Genomic DNA, 24,593 nt, shown 5'->3' with positions numbered 1-24,593 from the left:
CGCACGGACCGGCTCGCACGCGTGCCGAGACGTCGCGGATGCAGGGTTGAGCCCCCCATCTGCGACGTTTCGATGAACGGAGAGCGCCGCACCGCGCTCCCAGCGGGCTCGCCTAGGCTCGTACGGTGATCCGTTCCGCCCGCGTGCTCGGCCCAGCCGCACTCGTCGCCGTCGCGCTCGCCGTGACGGTCCTGGCGCTCTCGTACGGCGGCGGCGCGGAGCCGTACCCGATCCAAGACCCGGGGCCGGTGGCCCGGTGGGGCGTTCCGATCGCGAAGCTGTTCGTGAACCTGGGCGCCGCCGGCATGATCGGCGCGCTGGTGCTCGCCGTGTGGGCGCTCAGCCCGAAGCGCCGCGAGTTCGACCTCGCGCTCGACGTGGCCGCGGCATCCGCTGCCGTGCTGACCGTCGCGAGCGCCGCGACCGGCGTGCTGACCTTCATGCTCGTCACCGGTGCCGAGTTCTCGTTCGGCGATCGCTTCGGCCAGCAGCTCGGGCAGTTCGCGACGTCGATCGAGCTCGGCCAGGCGTGGCTCACCACGACGCTCATCGCGGCGGCCGTCACGGTGCTGTGCTTCGCGGTCCGCAACCACACCGCGCTCGTGTTCGTCGCCGGGCTCGCGGTCGTCGCGCTCGTGCCCATGGCGCAGCAGGGCCACGCGGCCGGCGCGACCGGCCACAACGAGGCCATCACGGCGCTCGGGCTCCACCTCGTCTTCGCCGCAGCCTGGCTCGGCGGACTCCTGACGATCGTGCTGCTGAAGCCGGCGCTCGACGGCCAGCGCCTCGGCGTCGTGCTCTCGCGGTACTCGACGGTCGCGCTCGTCGCGTTCATCGTCGTCGCGGTCTCCGGGTACGCGAGCGCCGCGCTCCGCATCGGCACGTGGGACCAGCTCGCGACGCAGTACGGCGTGCTCGTCGTGGCCAAGGTCGCCGCGCTCATCGCGCTGGGCGTGTTCGGCGCCGCGCAGCGGCGGGTCATGATCGGGCGGATGCTGCGCGCCGACGCCGCACCGACGAAGCGCGGATCGTCGTCGAACCGCACCTTCTGGCTGCTCGTCGTCGTCGAGCTCGCGTTCATGGGCATCGCCTCGGGCGTGGCCGCCGCGCTCGCGCGGACCGCGACGCCGGTGAACGAGGACGTCTCGGGCGGGCTCGCGCGCACGCCCGCCGAGATCCTCACGGGCGAGCCGCTGCCGCTCGCGCCCGACACCCTCCGCTACTTCACCGAGTGGAGCCCCGACCTGCTGTGGCTCATCGCGTGCGGCTTCGGCATCTTCTTCTACGCGGCCGGCGTCGTCCGCCTCCATCGCCGCGGCGACCGCTGGCCGATCTACCGCACCGTGCTGTGGATCGCGGGCCTGCTGCTCCTCGCCTGGATCACGAGCGGCGGCGTCGCCGCGTACGAGCAGTACCTCTTCTCGGCGCACATGCTCGGCCACATGGCGCTGACGATGGCGGTGCCGGTGCTGCTCGTCCCGGGTGCGCCCGTGACGCTCGCGGCACGAGCCATCCGCCCCAGGAAGGACGGCAGCCGCGGCGGCCGCGAGTGGATCCTGCTCGCGGTCCACTCGAGGTTCGCGTCGATCATCGCGAACCCGATCGTCGCGGCCGTGCTCTTCGCCGGGTCGCTCTGGGTGTTCTACTACTCGCCGCTGTTCCGCTGGTCGATGGAGGACCACATCGGGCACGAGTGGATGATCACCCACTTCCTCATCACGGGATACCTCTTCGTGCAGTCGCTCATCGGCATCGACCCGGTGCCGTACCGGCTGCCGTACCCGTTCCGACTGCTGCTGCTGCTCGGCACCATGGCCTTCCACGCGTTCTTCGGCCTCGCGATCATGATGGGCACCGGGCTGATGCTCGCCGACTGGTACGGCGCGATGGGCTGGGGCACCGACGCGCTCGCCGACCAGCAGGTCGGCGGCGGCATCGCCTGGTCGATCGGCGAGATCCCGACGGTCGCGCTCGCGATCACGGTCGCCGTGCAGTGGTCGCGCTCCGATGCCAAGGAGTCGAAGCGCCGCGACCGGCACGCCGACCGCACGGGCGACGCGGAGCTCGAGGAGTACAACGCGCGGCTCGCGGCCCTCGCGGAGCGCGACGGGGTGCGCTGAACCCGGCGCACGGCCGGCGCCGCACCGCACGCCCCGCCGCGCCGACGCCACCGCCGCCCGGGCGCACGCCCGGCGCGTCAGCGCAGCTGGATCGAGATCGACCCGTCCGGCCGCACCGTCGCGTCGAGCGCGAGCGTGAACGACTCGTCCTGTTCGAGCGTGGAGAACGTGCCGTCGAAGAGCGACTGCACCTCGACCGAGATGTGGGCGAGCCCGGGAGTGGGCGGCATCTCGAACGTCGTGTCACCGGGGACCAGAGTGACCACCGGCGACTCGAGGATGGTCCACACGGGCTCGCCCACGATGCGGTCGTCGACGACGACGCCGAACGGGCACCCGGCCGGCTGCAGCACGGGCTGGCTCGCGCACTGGTCGACGAGGTACTCGTCGACCTTCACCTGCACGCGCTCGATGAAGGCCTCGGTCGGCAGCGAGTCGACCGTGACCGGGGTCCTCGCGCCGGGCTCGGCGATGACCTGCGCGGGCGGCGCCTCGAGGAGCGTCGACTGGTACGCGAATTCGTACACGGCCGGGGCGATCGCGAGGTACGGCGCCGTCTGCGAGAACGCCGTCAGCTCGTCGCCGGTCTTCGTCGCGCGCGCGTCGAGGGTGAGCGAGCCGACGGTGAACAGCGGGCTCTGGGCCGCGGTCACGTCGATCACGGCGAGCGGGCTCGTTGCGAACTCCCAGCGGTGCAGCAGGCCGTAGAGCGGTTCGATGGGGCTGACCTCGAACGCGGTCTGCACGATGGCCGTGTCGAGCCGGTAGCTCACGGTCACGGTGTGGTCGCCGTCGTCGTGGGCCTCGTCGGAGATGACGCGCACGTCCTCCGGACCGGAGTCGACGACGTGGGAGCGGAGCATCGCGGTCGAGATGTCGGCGGGCAGGCCGGCGCCGGCGAGGTCGCCCTGGTCGAGTCGCACGCCCGGCGTCGCCGCGGCGCTCACGATGTCGTCGCGCGCGATGGCGTCGAGGTAGCGCTCCACGAACGCCGGCGCGCCGTACAGGCTCTGGTTGAGGCCGCCGAGCGCGGCGAGGAACCCCCCGATGAGCATGACCGCGAGACCTGTCCACCCGATGATGGCGACGGGCGACAGGGGTCCCTCACGGCGGCCCGAGCTCCCCACCCGGCAAGTCTAGACAGCGGCATGTGACGGTCCGGTTTCTCCACAACGCCGAATGACGAAACGACGGATGCCGCGACCGCGGGCCGAGCCGCAGGATCGCGGTCTACAGTGAAGACGCCCGCCCGCGGCATCCGCCCCTCGAAGCGGCCCGCGCGAGCGCCGGCCGAACCCGTCGACACCGCGAACCGAAGGCGCCACCGTGCAGCACGTGACCCTCACCGCCGAGCAGCAGGCGGTCTTCCGGGCGATCGAGCACACGCGCGAGCACGTGTTCGTCACCGGCCGCGCCGGCACGGGCAAGTCGACGCTGCTGAACCACCTGAACTGGAACACGTCGAAGCAGATCGTGATCTGCGCGCCGACCGGCGTCGCGGCCCTCAACGTCGGCGGGCAGACCATCCACTCGCTCTTCCGGCTCCCGATCGGCGTCATCGCCGACCACGAGATCGACCAGAACGACGCGGTCCGCAAGATCCTCAACGCGATGGACACGCTCGTCGTCGACGAAGTCTCGATGGTGAACGCCGACCTGATGGACGCCATGGACCGCTCGCTGCGGCAGGCGCGCCAACGGCCGCACGAGCCGTTCGGGGGAGTGCAGGTCGTGCTGTTCGGCGATCCGTACCAGCTGGCGCCCGTGCCGGGGTCTGGCGACGAACGACGGTACTTCGCCGACACGTACCGGTCGATGTGGTTCTTCGACGCCAAGGTCTGGAGCGAGGCCGACCTGCGGATCTACGAGCTCGGGGAGATCCACCGGCAGCACGACGACGCGTTCAAGCACATGCTCAACGCGGTGCGCCACGGGATGGTCACGGCCGAGATCGCCGGCGTGCTGAACGATACGGGGGCGCGGCGGCCACTGCCGGAGCACGGCGCGATCACGCTCGCCACCACGAACGAGACGGTCAACCGGATCAACCGCGCGGCGCTGCACCGACTGCCCGGGCACTCGATCGCGAACGAGGCCGACGTGAACGGCGAGTTCGGCGGCCGCGGCTACCCGGCCGACGAGCGGCTGGAGCTGAAGGTCGGCGCGCAGGTCATGTTCCTGCGCAACGACACCGGCGGCTGGGGCGAGGCGCCGCGCTGGGTGAACGGCACGATCGGCACGGTCACGTCGCTCGAGCGCGAGGTGCGCGTCGAGGTCGACGGCGAGGAGCACGAGGTCGAGCCGGCGACGTGGGAGAAGTACCGGTACTCGTGGGATCCGGTCGCGAAGAAGCTCGCGCGCGACGTCGTCGCGGAGTTCACGCAGTTCCCGTTGCGGCTGGCGTGGGCGGTCACGATCCACAAGTCGCAGGGCGCCAGCTACGACACCGCGATCGTCGACCTCGGGTCGCGGGTGTTCAGCCCCGGGCAGACCTACGTCGCGCTCTCGCGGCTCACGAGTCTGGAGGGCCTGTACCTCGCCCGCCCGCTCGTGCCGCGCGACATCATCGTGGACCGCGACGTCGAACGGTTCATGTCGGGCGCGAGCCGCGACCTCGGCACGGCCGACGAACTGCCGGCCTGAGCGGCGGTCGCGGTGCGGTCGCGGCCGTTCGGTCGGCGGTCGCCGCCGTCCGGTCGCCGCCGCCGGCCTTCGGTTCACCGGAACATCCGCGATGCACAGGAGCCCGGTGCGGGTCCCGTCCTGCGGATCGCGGATCCTCCTCCGAAGGGGAGCGACCGGGGGCGTCATCGCCACGCGCCCCCGGCCGCGGTCGGTGGGATCAGTGGTGGTCCGTGTGGTCCGTGCGGCCGGTGCGGCCGGTCGGGTCGACCGGCGCGTCGATCGTGCCGTGCTCGCCGTGCGGCACGGCGGAGCGTCCGGCCTCGGTGGCGGCGAGGGCCGGCGTGGCGAGCGCCGAGACGAGGGCGGCGCCGATCGCGAGGCCCGCGAGCGAGCGCCGGGCCTCGGCGGCGGGGGAGGGGCGTGCCGGTCGGCGACAGGCGACCGCGGCGCGATCGCCGGCGGATGCCTCCGGCTTCGCCGTCACCGCACGCCCACGTCGTGCGGCGGGCGCGACGGACAGTGCGACCGCCGCGAGGAACACGCAGGCCGTCGCGAGCGGGAGGCCCGGGACGTCCGACATCGAACCGGACGCCACGGCCGCACCCGCCAGCAGCAGCGCGGCGACCGACGCCGCGAGCGTGGCGGGCGGGGCGAGCGGGCGGCCCGCGCGGAGGGACAGGACGCCCCAGCCGAGCGCGGCGACGCCGAGCCCGGCCAGGACGACCCGCGGTGCACCCCCGGCACCGGCGGCGAGGGCCGTGCCGACCAGGCCGCCGCCGAGGGCGGCGAGCATGGGCCAGGTCCGGGTCATCGTCGCCGGTGCGTGCATGGCCGGCCCCCTACGCCGTGGCCACGCGTGCGGAGCGCTCGGCGCCGACGCCCACGCCGAGCAGCACGATCGCGCTGGCCAGGTGCAGGAAGTGGTCGGGCGTGTTGAGCGCGAGGATGTTCGCCGGCGTGCCGGCGATGAAGAAGCCGACGACGCCGAGCAGCAGGTACGCGGCGCCGACGACGGCGTTCACGGCCTTCGCGGCGGCGACGTTCGACAGGCCGGCGATGAGCAGCGCAGCGCCGATCGCAAGGTGGGCGATGTTGTGCAGCGGGTTGACGGCGAACACGCCGAGCAGCAGGCCGCCCTCGGTGGCGATGAATCCGACGCCGCCGGTGACGGCGAAGCCGAGCAGGCCCACCAGGACGTAGACCGCGCCGAACACGGTCGCGGCGATGCGGTTGGGTGAGTTCTTCATGGCGATGCCTCCTTGTCGTCGCGCGGCGGTCGCCGTGCTGGAAGGGATTCGGCGCGCTCCGGCGCGCGGTTCGGATCCCGTCGGGCGACCGCTCGCCGCATGCCGCCGGGGGACAGGAGGCGCCGCCCGCCGCCCGGAGTGCCGGGCGGGTCGCGGGGCGACAGGCGGTCGCGCGGCGCGACCGGGTTACAATCGCAGCGGACACACGGCGGGGGGCGTAGTGGCTGCAGGTACAGGGCGGATGCGTCGGCTGGTCGCCGCGACGCTGGCGTCGGCGTTCGCGCTGGCGAGCCTCGCCGCCTGCACCGGAGCCGAGGATCCCGCCGCCGACTTCGCCCAGGTCGAGGCGACCTTCGACGGCGACGTCACGGAGCAGCTCGAGGCCACCCTCGCCGAGGCCGTCCGCCTCAGCGGGTCGAGCGGTGCGGTCGCCGGCGTCTGGGCGCCCTGGGCCGGCAGCTGGACGACCGGGACGGGCACGGTCGACTTCGGCGACGGCGCGGCCGAGGTCACCGCGGCCACGCAGTTCCAGCTCGCCGACGGGACCGGACAGCTCACCTGCGCGATCATGCTCCGGCTCGTCGACGCGGGGATCGTCGAACTCGACGAGCCGGTCGACGAGCTGGTCCGCGGCATCCCCGGACTCGACGGGATCACGCTCGAGCAGCTGTGCCGCAACCGCTCGGGCATCGCCGACTACTACGCGCCGCTGCGCGCGCACTTCGTGAAGAACCCCGAGCGCATCTGGCCCGCGAACGAGCTGATCGCGAGCGGCCTCGCCTCGGGCCGGAAGGGCGCGCCCGGCGAGACGTGGGCGGAGTCGCGCACGGGCATCCTGCTCCTGACGGCCGCGCTCGAGGAGCGGACCGGGAAGTCGTGGTCGGAGCTCGCCGAGGAGTACGTGCTCGGGCCGCTCGAGCTCGAGTCGACGACCCTGCCCTCGGCGTCGAGCACGACGTACCGCGGCGCGCTCGGCGGCTACGCCGCGGCCTACTCGGGCGGCACGCCCGCGTGCGACGCGATCGTCGACGTGTCGGAGCGCTCGAGCTCCATCGGCGGCACGGCCTCGGGCGCGCGCACGACGCTGACCGACGCCAAGGCCATCAGCGAGTCCTACGCCACCGGGGCGATGTTCACGGAGCCCACCGCGCGCGACGCCTGGACGCTCCTGCCGCTCGGCGGCGACGCGCCCGGGTGGCAGGCCCAGGGCATCGGCGCCCAGCAGTACGGGCCGCTGCGCGGGGTCGCCGGCGAGTCGACCGGCGCGCTCTCCGCGATGTTCACCGACCCCGCGACGGGCCTCACCGTCGTCCTCGCGCTGAACAACTCGACGGGCGGCGAGCGGCTCGTCCGCGAGGCGGCGTTCGCCCTCGCCTCCATCGCGTCGAAGGCCGCGCCCGTCGAGGGTCGCGACCGTCCGCTCGTCGAGCTGCCATGGTCGCTCGAGCAGGCGACGCAGCGCATGACGGATGCCGCGGCCTGCCCGCTCCCGGCGGAAACCGAGGAATGAGACCTTCGACCCATCGCGCGGAACCGCCCGGGTCCAGAATGGCGCCGACGCGGAGCGGGCTCCGCACCGGGGGGAGGCGTTCGCATGTGCCGATGGCTGGCGTACTCGGGTGAGCCGCTGAGGACCTCCGCGGTCCTGCTCGACTCGACCCACTCGCTCGTCGCGCAGTCGCTCGACTCGCCGCTCGGCGCCGAGACGGTGAACGGCGACGGCTTCGGGATCGGCTGGTACCCGCCCGGCGCGGTGGCCGGGAGCATCCCGGCGGTCTTCCACAGCACCGAGCCGGCGTGGAACGACGAGAACGTGCGCGAGCTCGCCCGGGCGATCGAGAGCCCGCTGTTCTTCAGCCACGTCCGGGCCGCCGCCGGGCCGCCGATCCAGCGCACGAACTGCCATCCGTTCCGCTGGGAGAACTGGCTGTTCATGCACAACGGCTTCCTGGGCGACTTCGCGAAGGTCAAGCGCGACCTCACGTTCGCGGTCGACCCGTCGCTGTACCCGCAGGTGAAGGGGACCACCGACTCGGAGGTGCTCTTCCACCTCGCGATCACGAACGGGCTGGTGGACGACCCGGTCGCGGCGCTCCGCGCGACGGTCGACCTCGTCGAGCGCGTCGGCCGCGACCACGGCATCCTGTTCCCGATGCAGGGCACGATCGCGGTGGCCGACGGCGCCACGATCTGGGCGCTGCGGTACTCCAGCCAGGGCCGGTCGCGCACGCTCTTCCACTCGGTCGACATCCCCACGATCCGCGAGATGTACCCGGATGCCGAGCGGCTGGAGCACTTCGGCGAGCACGCCCATGTCGTGGTCTCCGAGCCGTTGAACGACCTGCCGGGAATCTTCGTCGAGGTCCCGGAGTCCACCATCGCGGTCCTCGATCGAGAGGGATACCACCATGAGCCCTTCCGAAGCGCAGCCTGACCCCGGAGCGGAGGGCGCGCCGCCCGCCGACGGAACGTCCGCCGCGCCGCCGAAGAGCTCATGGGTCGTGGTCGCCGCGCTCTCGGCCGCGCAGTTCGTGATGGTGCTGGACAGCACGGTGATGAACGTCTCGATCACCCAGGTCGTCGAGGACCTCGACACGACCGTGTCGGCCATGCAGGCCGCGATCACGTTCTACACGCTCACGATGGCGGCGCTCATGCTCGTCGGCGCGAAGCTCGGCGACGTGTGGGGGCGGCTGCGCGCGTTCGTGATCGGCGCGATCATCTACGCGATCGGGTCGCTCACGACGGCGCTCAGTCCGAACATCGTGGTGCTCTTCACGGGGTGGAGCGTCGTCGAGGGCGTCGGCGCCGTCCTCGTCATCCCCGCGATCGCCGCGCTCATCGCCGACAACTACGAGGGCCGGGCCCGGGTCACGGCCTACGCCATGATCGGGGCGGCCTCCGGTGCCGCGGTCGCCGCCGGACCCCTCATCGGCGGGTTCCTCACGACGTACGCGTCGTGGCGGTACGTGTTCATCGGCGAGGTGGTCGTGATGGCGGTCGTCGTGCTCTTCTCGCGGCGCATCGTCGACCGTCACGCGCCCGCGAGGCTGCGCATCGACCCGCTCAGCGTGGCGCTCTCCTCCGCGGGCCTCATCGCGATCGTGCTCGGCATGCTGCAGAGCAAGACGTGGGGCTGGATCATCCCGCTGGACTCGCCGGAGGTGAACGGCGTGCCGATCGAGCCGCTCGGCATCTCGCTCACGACCTGGCTGATCCTCCTCGGCGGGGTGCTGCTCGCCTGGTTCGCGGGGCGGCAGCGCCGGCTGATCGAGCGCGGGCGCGAGCCGTTCCTCGATGTCTCGCTCCTCCGCATCGACCGCCTGCGGAGCGGGCTCGCGGCGCTCGGCGCGCAGTACGCGGTGACGGCGGGCCTCTTCTTCATGGTGCCCGTCTACCTCCAGATGACCCTCGGGCTCGACGCGCTGCAGACCGGCATCCGGATCTTCCCGCTCTCGGTCTCGCTCATCGTCTTCTCGTTCGCCGGCACGCGGCTGTCGCGCGTGTGGTCGCCGCGTCGGATCGTCCGCGTCGGACAGGTCGTGCTGGTGGGGTCGGCCGTGCTCCTGCTCGCGTCGGTCGACGAGGAGCTCCGCCACGTCGCGTTCAGCATCGGGATGTTCATCGCGGGCGCCGCCCTCGGCCTCCTCGCCTCGCAGCTCGGCAACGTGAACATGTCGAGTGTCGGGCCCGAGAAGTCGAGCGAGGTCGGCGGCATGCAGGGCGTGTTCCAGAACCTCGGCTCGTCGCTCGGCACCGCGCTCATCGGCTCGGTGCTGATCGGCGCGCTCGCGACGTCCTTCGCCGGCGGGGTCGCCACGAGCGAACTGCCCGCCGACGTGCGGGAGGCCGTGGCCGAGGCGACGTCCGGCGGCGTCGACCTGGTGCCCGCGTCGGCGGTGGAGGGGATCGCCGAGGATGCGGGCCTCGGCTCGGCCGACGCGGAGACGCTCGCCGAGACCTACCGCCAGGCGCAGCTGCAGTCGCTCCGGGTCGCATTCGTCGGCCTCATCGGGATCGCCCTGCTCGCGCTGCTCTTCTCTCGCGGCATCCCCGACGTCGTCGAGGGATCGACCGCGGCGGGGCGCCGGACGCCGAAGCGCGGGGAGGGCGGACTCGGCGACGCACCCGGGCCCGACGGCTCCGGCGATCCCGACGCCGGAAGCCCGATCGACGTCGTCGCGGAGGAGAAGCCATGAGCACCACGGTGGGGTTCGACGGGCGTCCGACCGGCCCCGACGCCGACCCCGGCCCGCATCCGACCGGGATCGAGGAACTCGCGCCCCGCGACGACTTCGGCGCCCGCGCCTCGGCGGGGCGCGCCGCCCGCGCGCGTGCGCCGCGCAGCTCCCACGCCGGCTGGACGCCGCCGCCCGACCGGGCCGACCCGGTCGCGCTGCTCGAGGAGCAGGCGACGACGCGCGTGCCCGAGCTCGTGCCGATCCGCTATGCGCGGATGGGACGCACGCCCTTCGACTTCTTCCGCGGCGCCGCGCTGATCATGGCGGCCGACCTGGCGTCGACGCCCGACTCGGGGATCACGGTGCAGATCTGCGGCGACGCGCACCTGTCGAACTTCGGCGTGTTCGCCTCGCCCGAGCGCGACCTGGTCTTCGACATCAACGACTTCGACGAGACCCTGCCCGGCCCGTGGGAGTGGGACGTCAAGCGACTCGCGGCGAGCCTCGAGGTCGCCGGACGCCACCGCGGCTTCACGGTCGAGGAGCGCCGCGGGATCGTCCAGGGCGCCGTCCGGGCCTACCGCGACCGGATGCGCCGCTCGGCCCGTGCGCGAGTGCTCGACGCATGGTACGACCGGCTCGACGCCGACGAGATCCGCCTGCGCCTGCGGCGCGAGCGGGAGGCGAACCGCGTGGGCAAGGCCCAGGTCAAGCGCACCGAGGCGGTGCTCGCGAAGTCGCGCACGCGCGACAGCGTCCGCGCCTTCTCGAAGCTCGTCTCGATCGAGGGCGGGCGGATGCGGATCACGCCCGACCCGCCGCTGATCGTCCCCGTCGAGGACCTCGTCGAGCGCGGACTCGAGGGCGAGGACGTGCCGCGGATCATGCGCGGCATCCTGCGGCAGTACCGCACGACGTTGCGGCTGCCGCGGCATCCGCTCGAGGAGTTCGAGTACGTGCACATGGCACGGAAGGTCGTCGGCGTCGGCAGCGTCGGCACCCGGGCCTGGATCGTGCTGCTGCGCGGACGCGGCGACGACGACCCGCTCATCCTCCAGGCCAAGGAGGCCGAGGCGTCGGTCCTCGAGCGCTTCCTGCCGGCGAGCCGGTACGACCAGCACGGCGAGCGCGTCGTGCAGGGCCAGCGGCTCATGCAGGCCGCGAGCGACCTGTTCCTCGGCTGGCAGCGGGTGGTCGGCGTCGACGGCGTGGAGCGCGACTTCTACATCCGCCAGCTGCACGACTGGAAGGGCTCGGCCGACATCGAGCTCATGCAGGCGCCCGGCGCGGTGCTCTACGCGGAGGCGTGCGGGGAGACCCTCGCGCGTGCGCACGCCCGCGCCGGCGACCGGGTCGCGATCGCGGAGTACCTCGGCGCGTCCGACCGCTTCGACCGCGCGATCGCCGACTTCGCGTCGGACTACGCCGACCAGAACGACCGCGACTTCGCCGCGTTCACCGCGGCCGTGGCGTCCGGTCGCCTGCCCGTCGCCGACCGGTTCTGAGCCGGGCCCGCTTGCCGGGCGGATGCCGCGGGGCGACGCGCACCGCACGGAGGCTGCGGCATCCGCCCCGCCCTTGGTAGCGTTCAGGGGTTCGGGTCGCGGCGACGGTGCCGCGGCCGCAGGCGACGGGCCATGGGGAGGCGCGAATGTCGGCAACCGCAGGCGAGCACGCGACGCAGCCGCGCGAGCAGTGGACGGGCCAGGTCGGCTTCATCCTGTCGGCGATCGGGTCGGCGGTGGGGCTCGGCAACATCTGGCGGTTCCCGGGCGTGGCGTACGAGAACGGCGGCGGCGCGTTCCTCATCCCGTACCTCGTGGCGCTCGTGACGGCGGGCATCCCGATCCTGTTCCTCGACTACGCCCTCGGACACCGCTTCCGAGGTTCGGCGCCGACGGCGTTCCGGCGGCTCGGCGGCGGCCGACTGAAGTGGCTCGAGAGCCTCGGCTGGTTCCAGGTCGCGATCTGCTTCGTGATCGCGCTGTACTACACGGTGGTCATCGCGTGGGCCGCGAGCTACTTCGTGTTCTCGTTCGACCTCCGGTGGGGCGACGACACCGCGGGCTTCCTGACGGGCGACTACCTGCAGGTCGGCGACCCGGGCCTGTCGTTCGTGTTCGTGCCGGGCGTGCTCATCCCGCTCGTGCTCATCTGGGTGGCCGCGATCGTGGTCCTCGCGTTCGGCGTCGCCCGCGGCGTGCAGCGCATCAACGTGATCTTCCTGCCGCTGCTCGTGGTCGCCTTCGCGGCGCTCGTCGTGCGCGCGCTGTTCCTCGACGGCGCGGCCGACGGCCTGAACGCGCTGTTCACGCCCGACTTCTCGGCGCTCGGCGATCCGAACGTGTGGATCGCGGCGTACAGCCAGATCTTCTTCTCGCTCTCGATCGCGTTCGGCATCATGATCACCTACGCCTCCTACCGGAAGCGCCGCGCCAACCTCACCACCCCGGGCCTCGTCGTCGCGTTCGCGAACTCGTCGTTCGAGATCCTCGCCGGCATCGGCGTGTTCGCCACGCTCGGGTTCTTCGCCTTCGAGCAGGGGGTGGATGTCGCCGAGCTGGAGGGACTCACCGGCGTCGGGTTGTCGTTCATCACGTTCCCGGCGATCGTGTCGCAGATGCCGGGCGGCCCGATCTTCGGCGTGCTGTTCTTCGGCTCGCTCGCGATGGCGGGGTTCACCTCGCTGCTGTCGGTGCTGCAGGTGGTCTCCGCCGGGTTCCAGGAGAAGTTCGGGCTCTCGCCGCGCCAGGCGGCGGCCCGGGTCGGCATCGTCGCGATGGTGCTCTCGGTGCTGCTCTTCTCGACGACCACGGGCCTCATCGCCCTCGACACGGTCGACAACTGGGCGAACAACATCGGCATCGTGGCATCCGCCGTGCTCACCGGGATCTTCGCCTTCTGGGTGCTCCGCAAGGGGCACGAGCTCAGGTACCACCTGAACGCCGTGTCGACGTTCCGCGTCGGCGGCGTCTGGACGCTGCTCGCGGGCGTGCTGGCGCCGGTCATCCTCGGCTACATGCTGATCTCGCGGATCGTCTCGCTCGTGGTCGAGGGCTACGGGGGCTACCCCGAGTGGTACCTCCTCGCGGTCGGCTGGGGCACGGTGCTGGTGATCCTCGTCATGGCGCTCGGGTTGACGGCCATCCGCTGGCGACGCAGTCCCGACGGGTTCCGGCCGTGGCCGCCGCTGCCGGACGCGCCCGCGCGGGCTGATACCGCCGCGACGACGGAGGGGGGCCGGTCATGACCGGGACGGCGATCTTCTTCCTCGTGCTCGCCATCGTGCTGGTGTGGGGCGGGTTCACGGTGAGCGTGCTGGCGCTCAGCCGGAAGCCCGACCGGCACGACTTCCCGCCCGGCGGCGAGGACGACCACCGCGAGGACATCGGGCCGGTCGAGCGGGACACGTAGGCGCGGGGGGCGCAACCCCCTGAGCCGCGGCGCCTGCTCGCGGCATACTGTGGACACCCCCGCGGGTGCGGTGGGCCGAGAGGAGGTGCGCCGTGGCCGAATCGGAGACGAAGGCCGAGGCCGAGAAGCCGGGCCGCTGGGCGCGGTTCCACGAGCGGTTCATCGTCGAGGAACGGGTGCTGTCCTCGCGGGCCAGACGCAACCTGTACGTGACGGCGGCCGCGCTCGTCGTCGTGGGCCTCACCGGGTTCTTCGTGGTGCTCGACTCGATCCTCGAGTCCGACGACCTCTCGTACATCGACGAGCCGGTCGAGACGTGGCTGGACTCGGGTCGCGACGACTGGCTGACGACGTTCATGATCGTCCTGGCGATCGTGTTCGGGCCGATCGCGATGCCCATCATCATCCTCGTGACGACCGTGGCCTGGGGCGTCTTCGCCAAGCACGCCTGGCGGCCGCTGCTGCTCGCCGGCGGGATGATCCTCGGCGTGATCACGGTGCAGCTGCTCGCGCCGCTCATCGCGCGCGATCGGCCGCCGGCCGACGAGATGCTCTTCGGGTACGACCCGACCTCGTCGTTCCCGTCGGGGCACGTGATGGGCGTGGCCGACTTCCTCTTCATCGGCACGTACCTCGTCTTCTCGAGGCATCGACGGCCCGTCGTCACGACGCTCGCCTTCGTCACGGCCACCGCGATCGTGCTGCTCACCGCCGCGTGCCGGATCTACCTCGGCTACCACTGGGCGACCGATGCGCTCGGTTCGATCTTCCTCTCGCTGGTGGTGCTCGGCCTCGTGATCGCGGTCGACACGTGGCGCACCGTTCGCGTCGGCACGGCGGAGCAGATCGCCGAGTCGGACCGGCGACCCGAGATGTGGGGTCGCGATGAGCGCGGATGACGCCGAGGCGACGCCCGGCGCGGGTGCGGACCACTCCGGTCACTCGCACGCCCCGGCCCCGTTGCGGGTCAGCCGTCGGCCGTGGCTCGTGGCGGGCATCATCGCGCTCGTCGCGGTCGGGCTCGTCGGCGTCGTGATCGTCTACTCCGAGCGGCAGGCGTTCGGCTTCGAGGTCGACCTGATGACCGCGCTCGCGGCGGCGAGGACGCCCGCCGTGACCACGGTCGCACTCGCCCTCGACGTGCTCGGCGGCGGACTGCTGTCGAACGTCGTCTTCCCGATCGTCATCGCGGCCGCGCTGCTCGTCTGGCGCCGCCCGTGGGCGGCGCTCTACTTCGGCGTCGCGGCGCTCGCGAGCGCGGGGGTGACGAGGCTCGTGAAGGTGACGGTCGGCCGCGTCCGGCCGGAGGACATCCTCGTCCATCCCGACTTCGGCTCCTTCCCATCCGGGCACAGCTCGGCGGCGGCGCTCATCGCGACCGCGCTGGGCCTGATCTTCATGCGCACCTGGGTGTGGGTCGCGGGCATCGCGTGGACCGTCCTCATGATGCTGAGCCGCATGTACCTCGGCGCGCACTGGCTGAGCGACACCGTCGGCGGTGCGCTCGTCGGCGCGGGCGCCGCGCTCGTCGTCTGGGCGCCGTTCGCCTACCGGCTCTATCGCGAGAACCGATTGCCGCACCAGCCGATCTGGCGGCCCGCGGAGCCTGCTGCGACGAGCTGACGGATCGGGCGCGCCGCCGCTCGCCGAAGGTCGCGGCATCCGCCATCATCGGAACCGGAGGCCGGATGGGCGCGAGCGAGGATCGGGAGCGGCGACGGATGCCGCGGCGCATGCCGCGCTGGCTGCCGCCGGGCGTCGAGGCGGCCCGGAACTACCGGCGCGACTGGCTGGTGCCCGACCTGCGGGCCGGCATCGTCGTCACCGCACTGCTCATCCCCGCGGGCATGGGCTACGCGAGGGTCGCGGGCCTACCGCCGGAGACGGGCCTCTACGCGACCATCGTGCCGCTCCTCGCGTACGCCGTGTTCGGGCCGAGCCGCATCCTCGTGCTCGGCCCCGACTCGGCGCTCGCGCCGATCATCGCCGCGGCGATCCTGCCGCTCGCGGTCGGCGACGACGAGCGGGCGGTCGCGCTCGCCGGGTTGCTCGCGATCATGGTCGGCGCGATCCTGCTGCTCGGCGGCCTGCTGCGCCTCGGCTTCGTCACCGACCTGCTCTCGAAGCCCATCAGGGTCGGCTACCTGAATGCGATCGCGCTCCTCGTGCTCATCTCGCAGGTGCCGCCGCTCCTCGGCTTCTCGGTCGACGGGGACTCGCCCGTCGCCGAGGTCGGCGCGATCCTGTCCGCGCTCGCCGGGGGCGAGGTCGATCCGCTCGCCGCCGCGTTCGGGCTGGGTTCGCTCGCCGTGATCGTCGGACTGACCCTCGTGCGCTCGCCCGTCCCGGGCGTGCTGGTGGCCGTCGTCCTCGCGACGCTCCTGGCCTGGATCCTCGGGCTCGGCGAGCAGCTGCCCGTCGTCGGCGCGCTCCCGCAGGGGCTGCCGGCTCCGGCGCTCGACGGGCTCGAATGGGCGGATGTCGCGGGCCTCGCGCTGCCCGCCGCCGGCATCGCGCTCGTCGCCTTCACCGACACCGCGGTGTTCTCCCGCTCGCTCGCCGCGCGTCGCGGCGAGACCGTGAACGGCAGCGCCGAGATGGCGGCGATCGGGTCGGCGAACGTCGCCGCCGGCCTCTTCGGCGGGTTCCCCATCTCGGCCTCCTCGTCGCGGACGCCGGTCGCGGAGCAGGCGGGATCGAAGTCGCAGCTGACCGGCGTGATCGGCGCGGTGCTCCTCGTGCTCTTCATCCTCCTCGCGCCCGGTGTCACGGCGTTCCTGCCCTCGGCGACGCTCGCCGCGGTCGTGGTCATGGCCGCGGCGCGGCTCATCGACCTGCGCGGCTTCGTGCGACTGGTCCGCATGGACCGGGTGGATGCCGCGCTGTCGGCGGCCGCGTTCGTGGGTGTCTTCGCGTTCGGGGTGATCCAGGGCATCGCCGTGACGATCGGGCTGTCGCTGCTCGCGTTCGTCTACCACTCGTGGCAGCCGTACCGGGCCGAGCTCGGCCGGGTCACGGGGCTCCGCGGGTACCACGACCTGTCGCGCAACCCGGAGGGGGAGCGGATCCCCGGCGTCGTGATCGTGCGCTTCGACGCGCCCCTGTTCTTCGCCAACGGCGGGCTCTTCGACGACTTCGTCCGATCCCGCGTGCGGGCGGCCGGCGACGACGTCCGCACCGTGATCCTCGCGGCCGAGCCCATCACCGACATCGACACGACCGCCATCGACGAGTTCGTCGAGCTCGACGACTGGCTCGCGCGCCGCGGCATCCGCCTGGTCATCGCGGAGATGAAGGACCCGGTGATCGACGTGCTCCGTCGATACGGGCTCGCCGACCGGTTCACGCCCGACCGCTTCGCGCCGACGGTGGGCGCCGCGGTCGACGAGATCACGGGCACCCTGCGCGGCGACCTCGAGGGCACGAAGTGGGACGAGGACGCGGACGACGGGCCCGGGCGCTGAGGGTCACCGGGCCCGGTCGCCACGGATGCCGCGGGCACGGGTCGTTGGGCCCGCGCTGCCGGGCCGCCGGGGCCTAGCGTCGGAGTCGGAGGTGCGACATGAGCAACGGGTCGAATGCGGGTCTCGCCGGGGGCGGTGCGATCTACGGTCTCGGGATCTTCGGGGCGTGGGTGTACTTCTGGCAGCAGGCCGACGCGTTCTGGGAGTACGTGTGGGCGATCTTCCAGGGCCTGTTCTGGCCGGCGTTCATGGTCTATGAGCTGTTCGAGGCGCTCGGCGACTGACGCCGCGCTCTCCTCGCGGGCAGAAGGTCCCGCGGCCCGTTCAGCTCCCGTGAATACGGTAGGGGTATGCCTGAGCCCCGCCCGAGCGATGCGAACGACGCGCCCGACCCGAACGCGACGCCCGACCTGAACGACCCGACCGGACCGCCCGACGGCAGCGACGAACGCGGACTCACCCGCCGCTCGGTGCTCGTCATCGGAGCCTCCGCGGTCGGCGCCATCGCGGTCGGCGCCGGCGGTCTGGCCTGGTGGGCCTCGTCGCAGGACGGGGGGACCGGCACCGGGACACCCGACCCCGGCAGCGCGGCGGACGCCGACGCCGACAGCGACGAGGCGTCCGGCGAGGCGTTCCGCGAGCCGGAGGTGCGCGCGAGCTCGGGCGGCCGGCTCGACGTCGAGTTCACCGCGGCGCTGGCGACGGTCGCGGTCGACGGCCGCGAGGTGCGGGTCCTCGGCTTCGAGGGCGGCATGCCCGGCCCCACGCTGCGGGTCCGGCCGGGCGACCGGATCTCGGTGCGGTACCGCAACGACCTGGATGCCACGACCAACCTGCACACGCACGGGCTCGAGGTCTCGCCCGAGGGGAACTCGGACAACGTCTTCGTGATGATCCCCGCCGGCGGGACGTTCGACTACGAGTACGAGCTCGGCGACGAGCATCCGCCCGGCGTCTTCTGGTACCACCCGCACCACCACGGCACGACGGCCGACCAGCTCTTCGCCGGCCTCTACGGCGCGATCATCGTCGAGGACCCCGAGCCGATCCCTGCCGCACGCGAGCGCGTGCTCGTGATCGCCGACATCGCGTTCGACGCGAACGGCGACCTCGCCGTCCCGTCGCGCTTCGACCGGATGCTGGGGCGCGAGGGCGACCTCGTGCTCGTCAACGGACAGCTGCTCCCGACCATGGCCGCGGCCCCCGGAGACCGCGAGCGATGGCGCATCGTCAACGCGTGCACCTCGCGCTACCTGCGCCTCCGGCTCGACGGGCAGCGGATGCGACTGCTCGGCATCGACGGGGGGCGCTACGCCGAGCCGCGCGAGGTCGACGAGATCGTGCTGCTGCCCGGCAATCGCGCCGACGTGCTCGTCGACGCGTCGGCGGGCGAGGCGGTGCTGCAGACCCTGCCGTTCGACCGCGGCAGCATGGGCGCGATGGGCGCGCCGCGGAGTGCGACGACGGGCGCCGACCTGGCGCGGTTCGTCGTGTCCGGGGATGCCGCGGCCTCCGCCGGGCCGCTGCCCGCGGCATCCGTCGCCCCTCGCGACCTTCGCGACGAGGAGCCGACCGGTCGCCGGACGGTGACACTGGCGATGGGCGGCATGGGCGGCGGCATGGGTCAGGGGATGGCGTTCACGATCGACGGGCGCACGTTCGCCGAGGGCCGCACCGACCTCGAGGTCGAGGCCGACGCCATGGAGGAGTGGACGATCGAGAACACGAGCACCATGGACCATCCGTTCCACCTGCACGTGTGGCCGATGCAGCTCGTCGAGGTCGACGGCCGGGCGGTGGACGGGGTGGACCGACGGGACGTGGTGCCCGTGCCCGCGGGCGGGCGCGTCGTGGTCCGGATCGCGTTCGAGGGCATCAGCGGGCGGACCGTGTACCACTGCCACATCCTCGACCACGAGGATCTCGGCATGATGGGCGCGATCCGCGTCGCCTGAACGGGCCCCCTCCGGAGACCGGATGGCGCGCGCAGGCGCCGGGCTCAGCGCGCGGCGCCCCCGTACGAGCGCAGGAACAGCGCCTCGGCGATCGCGAGGTGCTCGATCTCCGACGGGTCGACGCTCTCGTTCGGGGCGTGGATGAGCGCGAGCGGCTCCTCGACGCCCATCAGGATGATCTCGGCGCCCGGGTAGGTCTCGGCGAACACGTTGCACAGCGGGATCGACCCGCCCTGGCCGAGCGTCGTCATCGGGGTGCCGTAGGCCTCCTGCATCGCGGCCGCCATGGCGTGGAACGCTGGCCCGTCGGTCTCGGCGCGGAACGCCGACCCGATCGCCTCGGTCTCGACCTCGACGCGCACGTTCCAGGGAGCGTGCGCGCGGAGGTGCGCCGCGAGCGCGTCGTGCGCGACCTGCGAGTCCATCCCCGGCGGCACGCGGAGGTTGAGCCGCGCCGCCGCGCGCGGCACGATCGCGGCGGTCGAGCCGACCACCTTCGGGGCGTCGATGCCGAGCACCGTGAGCGCCGGGCGCGCCCAGAGCCCGTCGGCCACCGTGCCGTCGCCGAGCAGGTCGACTCCGTCGAGCACGCCCGCGTCGGTGCGGAACTGGCCGGCGTCGTAGGGCGCGCCCGTCCACGTCGCGGTGCCGTCGAGCCCGTCGATCGTCGTGTTCCCCGCGGCGTCGCGGAGCGACGCGAGCATCGCGATGAGGGCTGCGAGCGCATCGGGCGCCGGGCCGCCGAACATGCCGGAGTGCACCTCGGAGGCGAGCGCCCCGACCTGCACCACGACGTTCGCCATGCCGCGCAGCGTCACGGTCGCGGCCGGCCGGCCGACCGCGGCGTTGCCCGTGTCGCACACGAGGATCGCGTCGGCGCGCAGCACCTCGGGGTTCGCCGCGACGTACCGCTCGAGTCCGCCCGTGCCCTGCTCCTCGGAGCCCTCGACGGCGAGCTTGAGGTTCACCGGGATTTCGTCGCCGAGTGCACGCAGCGCGAGCAGGTGCATGAGGATGTTGCCCTTGCAGTCGGCCGCACCGCGCCCGTGCCAGCGCCCGTCGACCTCGGTGAGCTCGAACGGCGGCGTCCGCCACGCGGACTCGTCGAGCGGCGGCTGCACGTCGTAGTGGGCGTACAGCAGCACGGTCGGGGCATCCGCCGCCGCGGCCGGCCGCGAGCCGACCACCGCATCGGAGCCGTCGGGCGTGCGCTCGAGGCGCGCGTCGGCGAAGCCGAGCTCGGCGAACCGGTCGCGAACCCATGCCGCGGCGCGGGCGCACTCCTCGGGCGGGAACTGCCGCGGGTCGGCGACCGATCGCATCGCCACGAGCTCGGCGAGCTCGTCATGCGCGGCGGGCATCATCTCGCCGATGCGAGCGCGGATGTCGCCGCTCACGAGTCGTCACCGTCGACCGTGTCGAGCGAGTCGACGAACTCCTGGAACTCGTCGAGCTCGTCGGGGCAGTACGTCTCGATGATGAGCAGCTGCCCCTGGAGCAGGCGCTCCTCGACGATGACCGGGCGGGTTCCCGGCCCGGCCGCGCCGTTCGCGAGCTGGCTCAGCAGGATCGACCGCGACAGCGCATCGTTCGGGTTCGCGCAGACCGCGCCGCCGTCGTCGCCGAGCACCGAGGCGATCTGCTGCGACGTGAGCGTCACGTCGACGTCGGCGTCCTCGAGCGACTGGATGAGCTCCTGCGCCTTCGCCTCGGCCTCCGCGCTCTGGCGCGCCGCGCGCAGGTTGAGGAGGCCGATGACGACGAGGACGACGAGGAGCACGACGGCCACGATGTAGATGATCGAGCGCTCGCGTCCGGTCTGCGTTTCGGTCTGCGTGCTCATGACCCGCTCCCCTCGGTTCCCGACTCGGGCGGGAGTTTCCACGACGGCTTCCGGAACCGGTAGAAGAGGAACGGCACGAGCAGGCCCAGCCCGAGCGCTCCGCCCGCGACGATGAGGAAGTACACGATCGGGTCGCCGCCGCCGAACTGCGACGGCGGGATGAACCCGACGAGCAGGGCGGCCAGCGATGCGGCGAAGCCCATGCCGGCGAGGCCGATGAGCATTGGCGCGCGGTAGCCGCGCGGGTGGTCGGGGTGCGACTTCCGCAGCCGGATCGCCGCGACGAACATCAGCAGGTACATGATCAGGTACACCTGCGTGGTGATCACCGAGAAGATCCAGTAGGCGCTCGACACGTTCGGGATGAGCGCGTACCCGAGCGCGATGATCGAGGTGATGACGCCCTGGGTCACGAGCAGGTTCTGCTGGATCCCGTTCTTGTTGAGCTTCTGCAGGAACGGCGGGAGGTACCCCTCCTCGCGCGAGATCAGCAGGAGGCCCTTGGATGGCCCGGCGAGCCAGGTCAGCATGCCGCCGAGGGATGCCGCGACGAGCATGATGCCCACGATGGGCGTCAGCCACGACACCGAGAACGCGGCGAACACGGCCTCGAACGCCTGCATCACGCCGGCAGTGAGCGAGAGCTGCTCGGCCGGGACGATCCAGCTGATCGCGAGCGCCGGGAGGATGAAGATGACGAGCACGAGACCCATGGCCAGGAAGATCGCCTTGGGGTAGTCGCGACCGGGGTTCTTCAGCGACGAGACGTGGACCGCGTTCATCTCCATGCCGCTGTACGACAGGAAGTTGTTCACGATGAGCACGAGGCTCGCGAGGCCCGCCCACTGCGGCAGCAGGTTGTCGACGGTCATCGGGGCGGCCGACTCGTTGCCCTGTCCGAGGAAGACCGCGCCGAGGAGGATGAGCACGGCGCCCGGGATGAGCGTGCCGATGATCAGTCCGCCGCTGGCCAGGCCGGCGACGGCCTTGGTGCCGCGCGACGAGATGAACACGCCCGACCAGTAGCAGACCATGATCACGAGCGCCGTCCAGACACCGCTCGAGGCCAGGGCCGGATTGATCACGTAGGCGAGCGTCGACGCCACGAAGCCGAGCAGGGTCGGGTAGTAGAAGATCGTCATCGCGAACTGGCACCAGACGGCCAGGAAGCCCATCGGCTTCGAGATGCCGGTCGACACCCACTTGTAGACCCCGCCCTCCCAGCCGGAGGCGAGTTCCGCGGCCACGAGCGACGTCGGCAGCAGGAACACGATTGCCGGCACGAGGTAGAGGAAGATCGCGGCGAGCCCGTAGACCGCCATGGTCGGCGCCGGCCGGAGGCTCGCCACCGAACTCGTCGTCATGAGCGCCAGCGCGACCCACGAGATCCAGACCGTGCCCGGCACCGCCTTCGCCTTCGACATCGCCGCGCTCCGCGGGCGGTCGGCCGCGGCATCCGCCGTGCTCATCGCCGAACCACCTCGTCCACCGTGCACTGCAGCATGGCCACCGCCCCCTTCGCCTCTGCCTCACGCGAAATCTAGCGACGCGCCCGAGGGGGAAATCGGGACCAAAGGCCGTTGATCTGGAGGGCCCCCGAGTACCGTGTGACTCGTCACCGAAGCCGTCGAAAGGAACTCCCCGTGGATCTCTGGGCCTGGATCTGGTTCTTCTTCTGGATGTTCGCGTACATCGCGTACCTGATCGTGCTCGTCTACATCGTGATCGACATCTTCCGCGACCACTCACTGAACGGGTGGCTGAAGGCGGTCTGGGTCATCTTCCTCGTCTTCCTGCCCTGGCTCACGGGACTCGTGTACCTCATCGCGCGCGGCCGGGGCATGGCCGAGCGCTCGGCGCGGAAGCAGGTCGAGTACGAGACCCACACGGCCGAGGAGTACCGGCAGATCTCGTTCGCGAACCCGGCCGATGAGATCGCCAAGGCGCAGTCGCTGCGCGACCAGGGCGTGATCAGCGACGGCGAGTTCGAGGCGATCAAGGCGAAGGCGCTGGGGTCGAAGTTCTGAGCGACGGGGCGACGGACGCGCGCCACTCAGCGCGCTACCGCGAGATCGCGGCGGTCCTCCGCCGGCACAGCTTCGGCGTCCTCGCCGGGCTGGTCGGCGCGGGCCGCCGCAACCCGTTCCGCCGGTCGGCGCCCGGCGACCCCGGCTCCGACGCCCTCGCCGCCGTCGGGCCCGAGCACCTGCGCCGCGCGCTCGAGGAGCTCGGGCCGACCTTCATCAAGTTCGGGCAGCTGCTCTCAACGCGCTCCGACCTCGTGCCGCCCGCCTACGCGGACGAGCTCGCGAAGCTGCAGGATGCCGCCCCGCCCGTGCCGGTCGAGCAGATCCGCGCCGTGATCCGCAGCGAGCTCGGCGCGGACGCCGACGAGCTCTTCGCATCCTTCGATGACGCGCCGCTGGCATCCGCCTCGATCGGGCAGGCGCACGCGGCCGTGCTCCACGACGGCACGTCGGTGGTCGTCAAGGTGCGGCGACCGGGCGCGGTCGCGCAGGTGCAGCAGGACCTCGAGATCCTCCGCAACCTCGCCGACCGGGCGAGCCGCACGTGGAGCCTCGCCCGCGACCACGACGCCCGCGGCCTCGCGGAGGAGTTCGCGCAGACGCTGCTCGCCGAGCTCGACTACCTGCAGGAGGGGCGGAACGCCGAGCGCTTCGCCGAGGACTTCGAGTTCGAGACGGATGTCGCGATTCCCCGCGTCTACTGGGAGTACACGACCTCTCGCGTGCTGACCCTCGAGCGGATGACGGGACTCAACGTCGGCGACGCGGCCGCGCTCGACGCGGCGGGCGTGGACCGCAAGCGCGTCGCCCGTCGCGGCGCCGAGATCGTGCTGAAGATGACGTTCGAGGACCGCTTCTTCCACGCCGACCCGCACCCGGGGAACCTGTTCGTGCAGCCCGACGGCACGATCGCACTCATCGACTTCGGCATGGTCGGCGAGATCGACGAATCGCTGCGCGATGGGCTCGGCGCGCTCTTCGTCGCGCTCGTGCGCGGCGACCCCGAGCGGCTCGCCTCGGCGCTGATCGACCTTTCGCCGACCTCGGCCGGCGTCGACCGCGAGCTGCTGCAGGACGATCTCGCGGACTTCCTCAGCCGCTACCGCCTCGACTCGCTGCGCGACACCCCGTTCGCGCGCATGATCGCCGAGCTCTTCGGCATCCTGCGCCGCCACCGGCTGCGGCTGCCCCGCCAGATGGCGCTGCTGTTCAAGGCCCTGCTCGTGATCGAGGGGCTCGCGCAGCGGCTCGACCCGGAGTTCCGGCTCGGCGAGACGCTGCGGCCGTACGCCCAGCGCCTCGCGCGCGAGCGGCTCAGCGCGATCGTGCTCGCCAAGCGCATCGCGCGCGCAACGGCCGACCTCGGCGAGCTCGCGCTCGACATGCCCGGCACCCTGCGGCGACTCCTCGAGCACGCCGACGAGGGCGGGATCCAGGTGCACCTCCGCGCAGCGGAGCTCGAACCGCTCGTGGGCCGCGCCGAGCGCATCGGCAACCGGCTCGTCGCCGGCATGATCAGCGCCGCGCTGATCACCGGGGTCGGCGGCATCGTCCGGAGCGAGCGGAGGTGGCGCTCGTGGGAGGGCGTGATGCTCGGCACGGGCCTCGGGGTGCTCGGCTCGCTCGGCGGCTACCTCGCCTGGACGTCCCGGCGATCGGGGCTGCGCCGGCCTCGATGACGGATGTCGCGTGCGCGCGCCGCGCCGCGGACGCCGGG

Annotated in this window: 21 protein-coding genes; 15 read left to right on the top strand and 6 right to left on the bottom strand. The window is 72.3% G+C overall.

The window, feature by feature from the left end:
* The first annotated feature begins 125 nt into the window (after positions 1-125).
* Entirely contained in the window at positions 126-2,120 is a 1,995-nt protein-coding gene (locus ACQ393_RS10390) for a cytochrome c oxidase assembly protein (protein WP_430646761.1), read from the top strand.
* A 77-nt stretch (positions 2,121-2,197) separates the two neighbouring features.
* On the opposite strand, the gene ACQ393_RS10385 is transcribed toward ACQ393_RS10390, so the two are convergent.
* Positions 2,198-3,247: a hypothetical protein gene (locus ACQ393_RS10385; protein ID WP_430646760.1), complete on the bottom strand. Its 1,050-nt coding sequence runs from the start codon at positions 3,245-3,247 to the stop codon at positions 2,198-2,200.
* Between the two features lie 199 nt (positions 3,248-3,446).
* On the opposite strand from ACQ393_RS10385, the gene ACQ393_RS10380 reads away from it, so the two are divergent.
* The gene (locus ACQ393_RS10380; RefSeq protein WP_430646759.1) at positions 3,447-4,763 is read left to right on the top strand and encodes an ATP-dependent DNA helicase; all 1,317 of its coding nucleotides are present in this window, start codon (positions 3,447-3,449) and stop codon (positions 4,761-4,763) included.
* A 199-nt stretch (positions 4,764-4,962) separates the two neighbouring features.
* Here ACQ393_RS10380 and ACQ393_RS10375 read toward each other — a convergent pair whose 3' ends face one another.
* Positions 4,963-5,574 carry a hypothetical protein gene (locus ACQ393_RS10375; protein WP_430646758.1) on the bottom strand — a complete coding sequence of 204 codons (612 nt, stop codon included), beginning with the start codon at positions 5,572-5,574 and terminating at the stop codon, positions 4,963-4,965.
* Positions 5,575-5,584: 10 nt separating this feature from the next.
* Positions 5,585-5,992, bottom strand: coding sequence for a DUF4383 domain-containing protein (locus tag ACQ393_RS10370; protein ID WP_430646757.1), 408 nt, complete (start codon positions 5,990-5,992; stop codon positions 5,585-5,587).
* A gap of 241 nt (positions 5,993-6,233) precedes the next feature.
* Between ACQ393_RS10370 and ACQ393_RS10365 the strand changes: the two genes are divergently transcribed.
* From ACQ393_RS10365 to ACQ393_RS10315, 11 genes are all read left to right on the top strand, one after another.
* Positions 6,234-7,502 (top strand): serine hydrolase domain-containing protein, encoded by a 1,269-nt coding sequence (locus tag ACQ393_RS10365; RefSeq protein ID WP_430646756.1) that lies wholly within the window; start codon positions 6,234-6,236, stop codon positions 7,500-7,502.
* A gap of 84 nt (positions 7,503-7,586) precedes the next feature.
* On the top strand, positions 7,587-8,426 hold the full coding sequence (locus ACQ393_RS10360) for a class II glutamine amidotransferase (RefSeq protein ID WP_430646755.1): 840 nt from the start codon (positions 7,587-7,589) through the stop codon (positions 8,424-8,426).
* Positions 8,401-10,191 carry an MFS transporter gene (locus ACQ393_RS10355; RefSeq protein WP_430646753.1) on the top strand — a complete coding sequence of 597 codons (1,791 nt, stop codon included), beginning with the start codon at positions 8,401-8,403 and terminating at the stop codon, positions 10,189-10,191. The genes ACQ393_RS10360 and ACQ393_RS10355 overlap by 26 nt, the downstream gene beginning before the upstream one ends.
* Positions 10,188-11,678 carry a DUF2252 domain-containing protein gene (locus ACQ393_RS10350; RefSeq protein WP_430646752.1) on the top strand — a complete coding sequence of 497 codons (1,491 nt, stop codon included), beginning with the start codon at positions 10,188-10,190 and terminating at the stop codon, positions 11,676-11,678. The genes ACQ393_RS10355 and ACQ393_RS10350 overlap by 4 nt, the downstream gene beginning before the upstream one ends.
* 146 nt (positions 11,679-11,824) lie before the next feature.
* The gene (locus ACQ393_RS10345) at positions 11,825-13,423 is read left to right on the top strand and encodes a sodium-dependent transporter (protein ID WP_430646751.1); all 1,599 of its coding nucleotides are present in this window, start codon (positions 11,825-11,827) and stop codon (positions 13,421-13,423) included.
* Positions 13,420-13,587 carry a methionine/alanine import family NSS transporter small subunit gene (locus ACQ393_RS10340; RefSeq protein WP_155053021.1) on the top strand — a complete coding sequence of 56 codons (168 nt, stop codon included), beginning with the start codon at positions 13,420-13,422 and terminating at the stop codon, positions 13,585-13,587. Before ACQ393_RS10345 ends, ACQ393_RS10340 begins: the two co-directional genes overlap by 4 nt.
* Before the next feature lie 92 nt (positions 13,588-13,679).
* A complete protein-coding gene (locus ACQ393_RS10335; RefSeq protein ID WP_430646750.1) occupies positions 13,680-14,486 on the top strand; it encodes a phosphatase PAP2 family protein in 807 nt (268 codons plus the stop codon).
* Positions 14,473-15,210: a phosphatase PAP2 family protein gene (locus ACQ393_RS10330; protein WP_430646749.1), complete on the top strand. Its 738-nt coding sequence runs from the start codon at positions 14,473-14,475 to the stop codon at positions 15,208-15,210. Before ACQ393_RS10335 ends, ACQ393_RS10330 begins: the two co-directional genes overlap by 14 nt.
* Before the next feature lie 110 nt (positions 15,211-15,320).
* Positions 15,321-17,051, top strand: a complete 1,731-nt coding sequence (locus ACQ393_RS10325; protein ID WP_430646748.1) for a SulP family inorganic anion transporter — start codon at positions 15,321-15,323, stop codon at positions 17,049-17,051.
* A 98-nt stretch (positions 17,052-17,149) separates the two neighbouring features.
* The gene (locus tag ACQ393_RS10320; protein WP_430646747.1) at positions 17,150-17,335 is read left to right on the top strand and encodes a hypothetical protein; all 186 of its coding nucleotides are present in this window, start codon (positions 17,150-17,152) and stop codon (positions 17,333-17,335) included.
* 66 nt (positions 17,336-17,401) lie between these two features.
* On the top strand, positions 17,402-19,006 hold the full coding sequence (locus ACQ393_RS10315) for a multicopper oxidase domain-containing protein (protein WP_430646746.1): 1,605 nt from the start codon (positions 17,402-17,404) through the stop codon (positions 19,004-19,006).
* Positions 19,007-19,050: 44 nt separating this feature from the next.
* On the opposite strand, the gene ACQ393_RS10310 is transcribed toward ACQ393_RS10315, so the two are convergent.
* The 3 genes from ACQ393_RS10310 to ACQ393_RS10300 are packed head-to-tail and all read right to left on the bottom strand — an operon-like array spanning position 19,051 to position 22,318.
* Entirely contained in the window at positions 19,051-20,403 is a 1,353-nt protein-coding gene (locus ACQ393_RS10310) for a dipeptidase (protein WP_430646745.1), read from the bottom strand.
* Positions 20,400-20,849: a hypothetical protein gene (locus ACQ393_RS10305; RefSeq protein ID WP_430646744.1), complete on the bottom strand. Its 450-nt coding sequence runs from the start codon at positions 20,847-20,849 to the stop codon at positions 20,400-20,402. Before ACQ393_RS10305 ends, ACQ393_RS10310 begins: the two co-directional genes overlap by 4 nt.
* A complete protein-coding gene (locus tag ACQ393_RS10300) occupies positions 20,846-22,318 on the bottom strand; it encodes an APC family permease (protein ID WP_430646743.1) in 1,473 nt (490 codons plus the stop codon). The genes ACQ393_RS10305 and ACQ393_RS10300 overlap by 4 nt, the downstream gene beginning before the upstream one ends.
* 174 nt (positions 22,319-22,492) lie before the next feature.
* Here ACQ393_RS10300 and ACQ393_RS10295 point away from each other — a divergent pair, with 174 nt between their 5' ends.
* Positions 22,493-22,876: an SHOCT domain-containing protein gene (locus ACQ393_RS10295; RefSeq protein ID WP_430646742.1), complete on the top strand. Its 384-nt coding sequence runs from the start codon at positions 22,493-22,495 to the stop codon at positions 22,874-22,876.
* A 254-nt stretch (positions 22,877-23,130) separates the two neighbouring features.
* Entirely contained in the window at positions 23,131-24,555 is a 1,425-nt protein-coding gene (locus ACQ393_RS10290; RefSeq protein ID WP_430646741.1) for an ABC1 kinase family protein, read from the top strand.
* Positions 24,556-24,593 lie beyond the last annotated feature (38 nt).

Source organism: Agromyces sp. GXS1127, from assembly GCF_050565425.1.
Classification (GTDB): domain Bacteria; phylum Actinomycetota; class Actinomycetes; order Actinomycetales; family Microbacteriaceae; genus Agromyces.
Note: the sequence above shows the minus strand (reverse complement) of the source record. Positions and strands in the feature narration are given on the sequence as shown.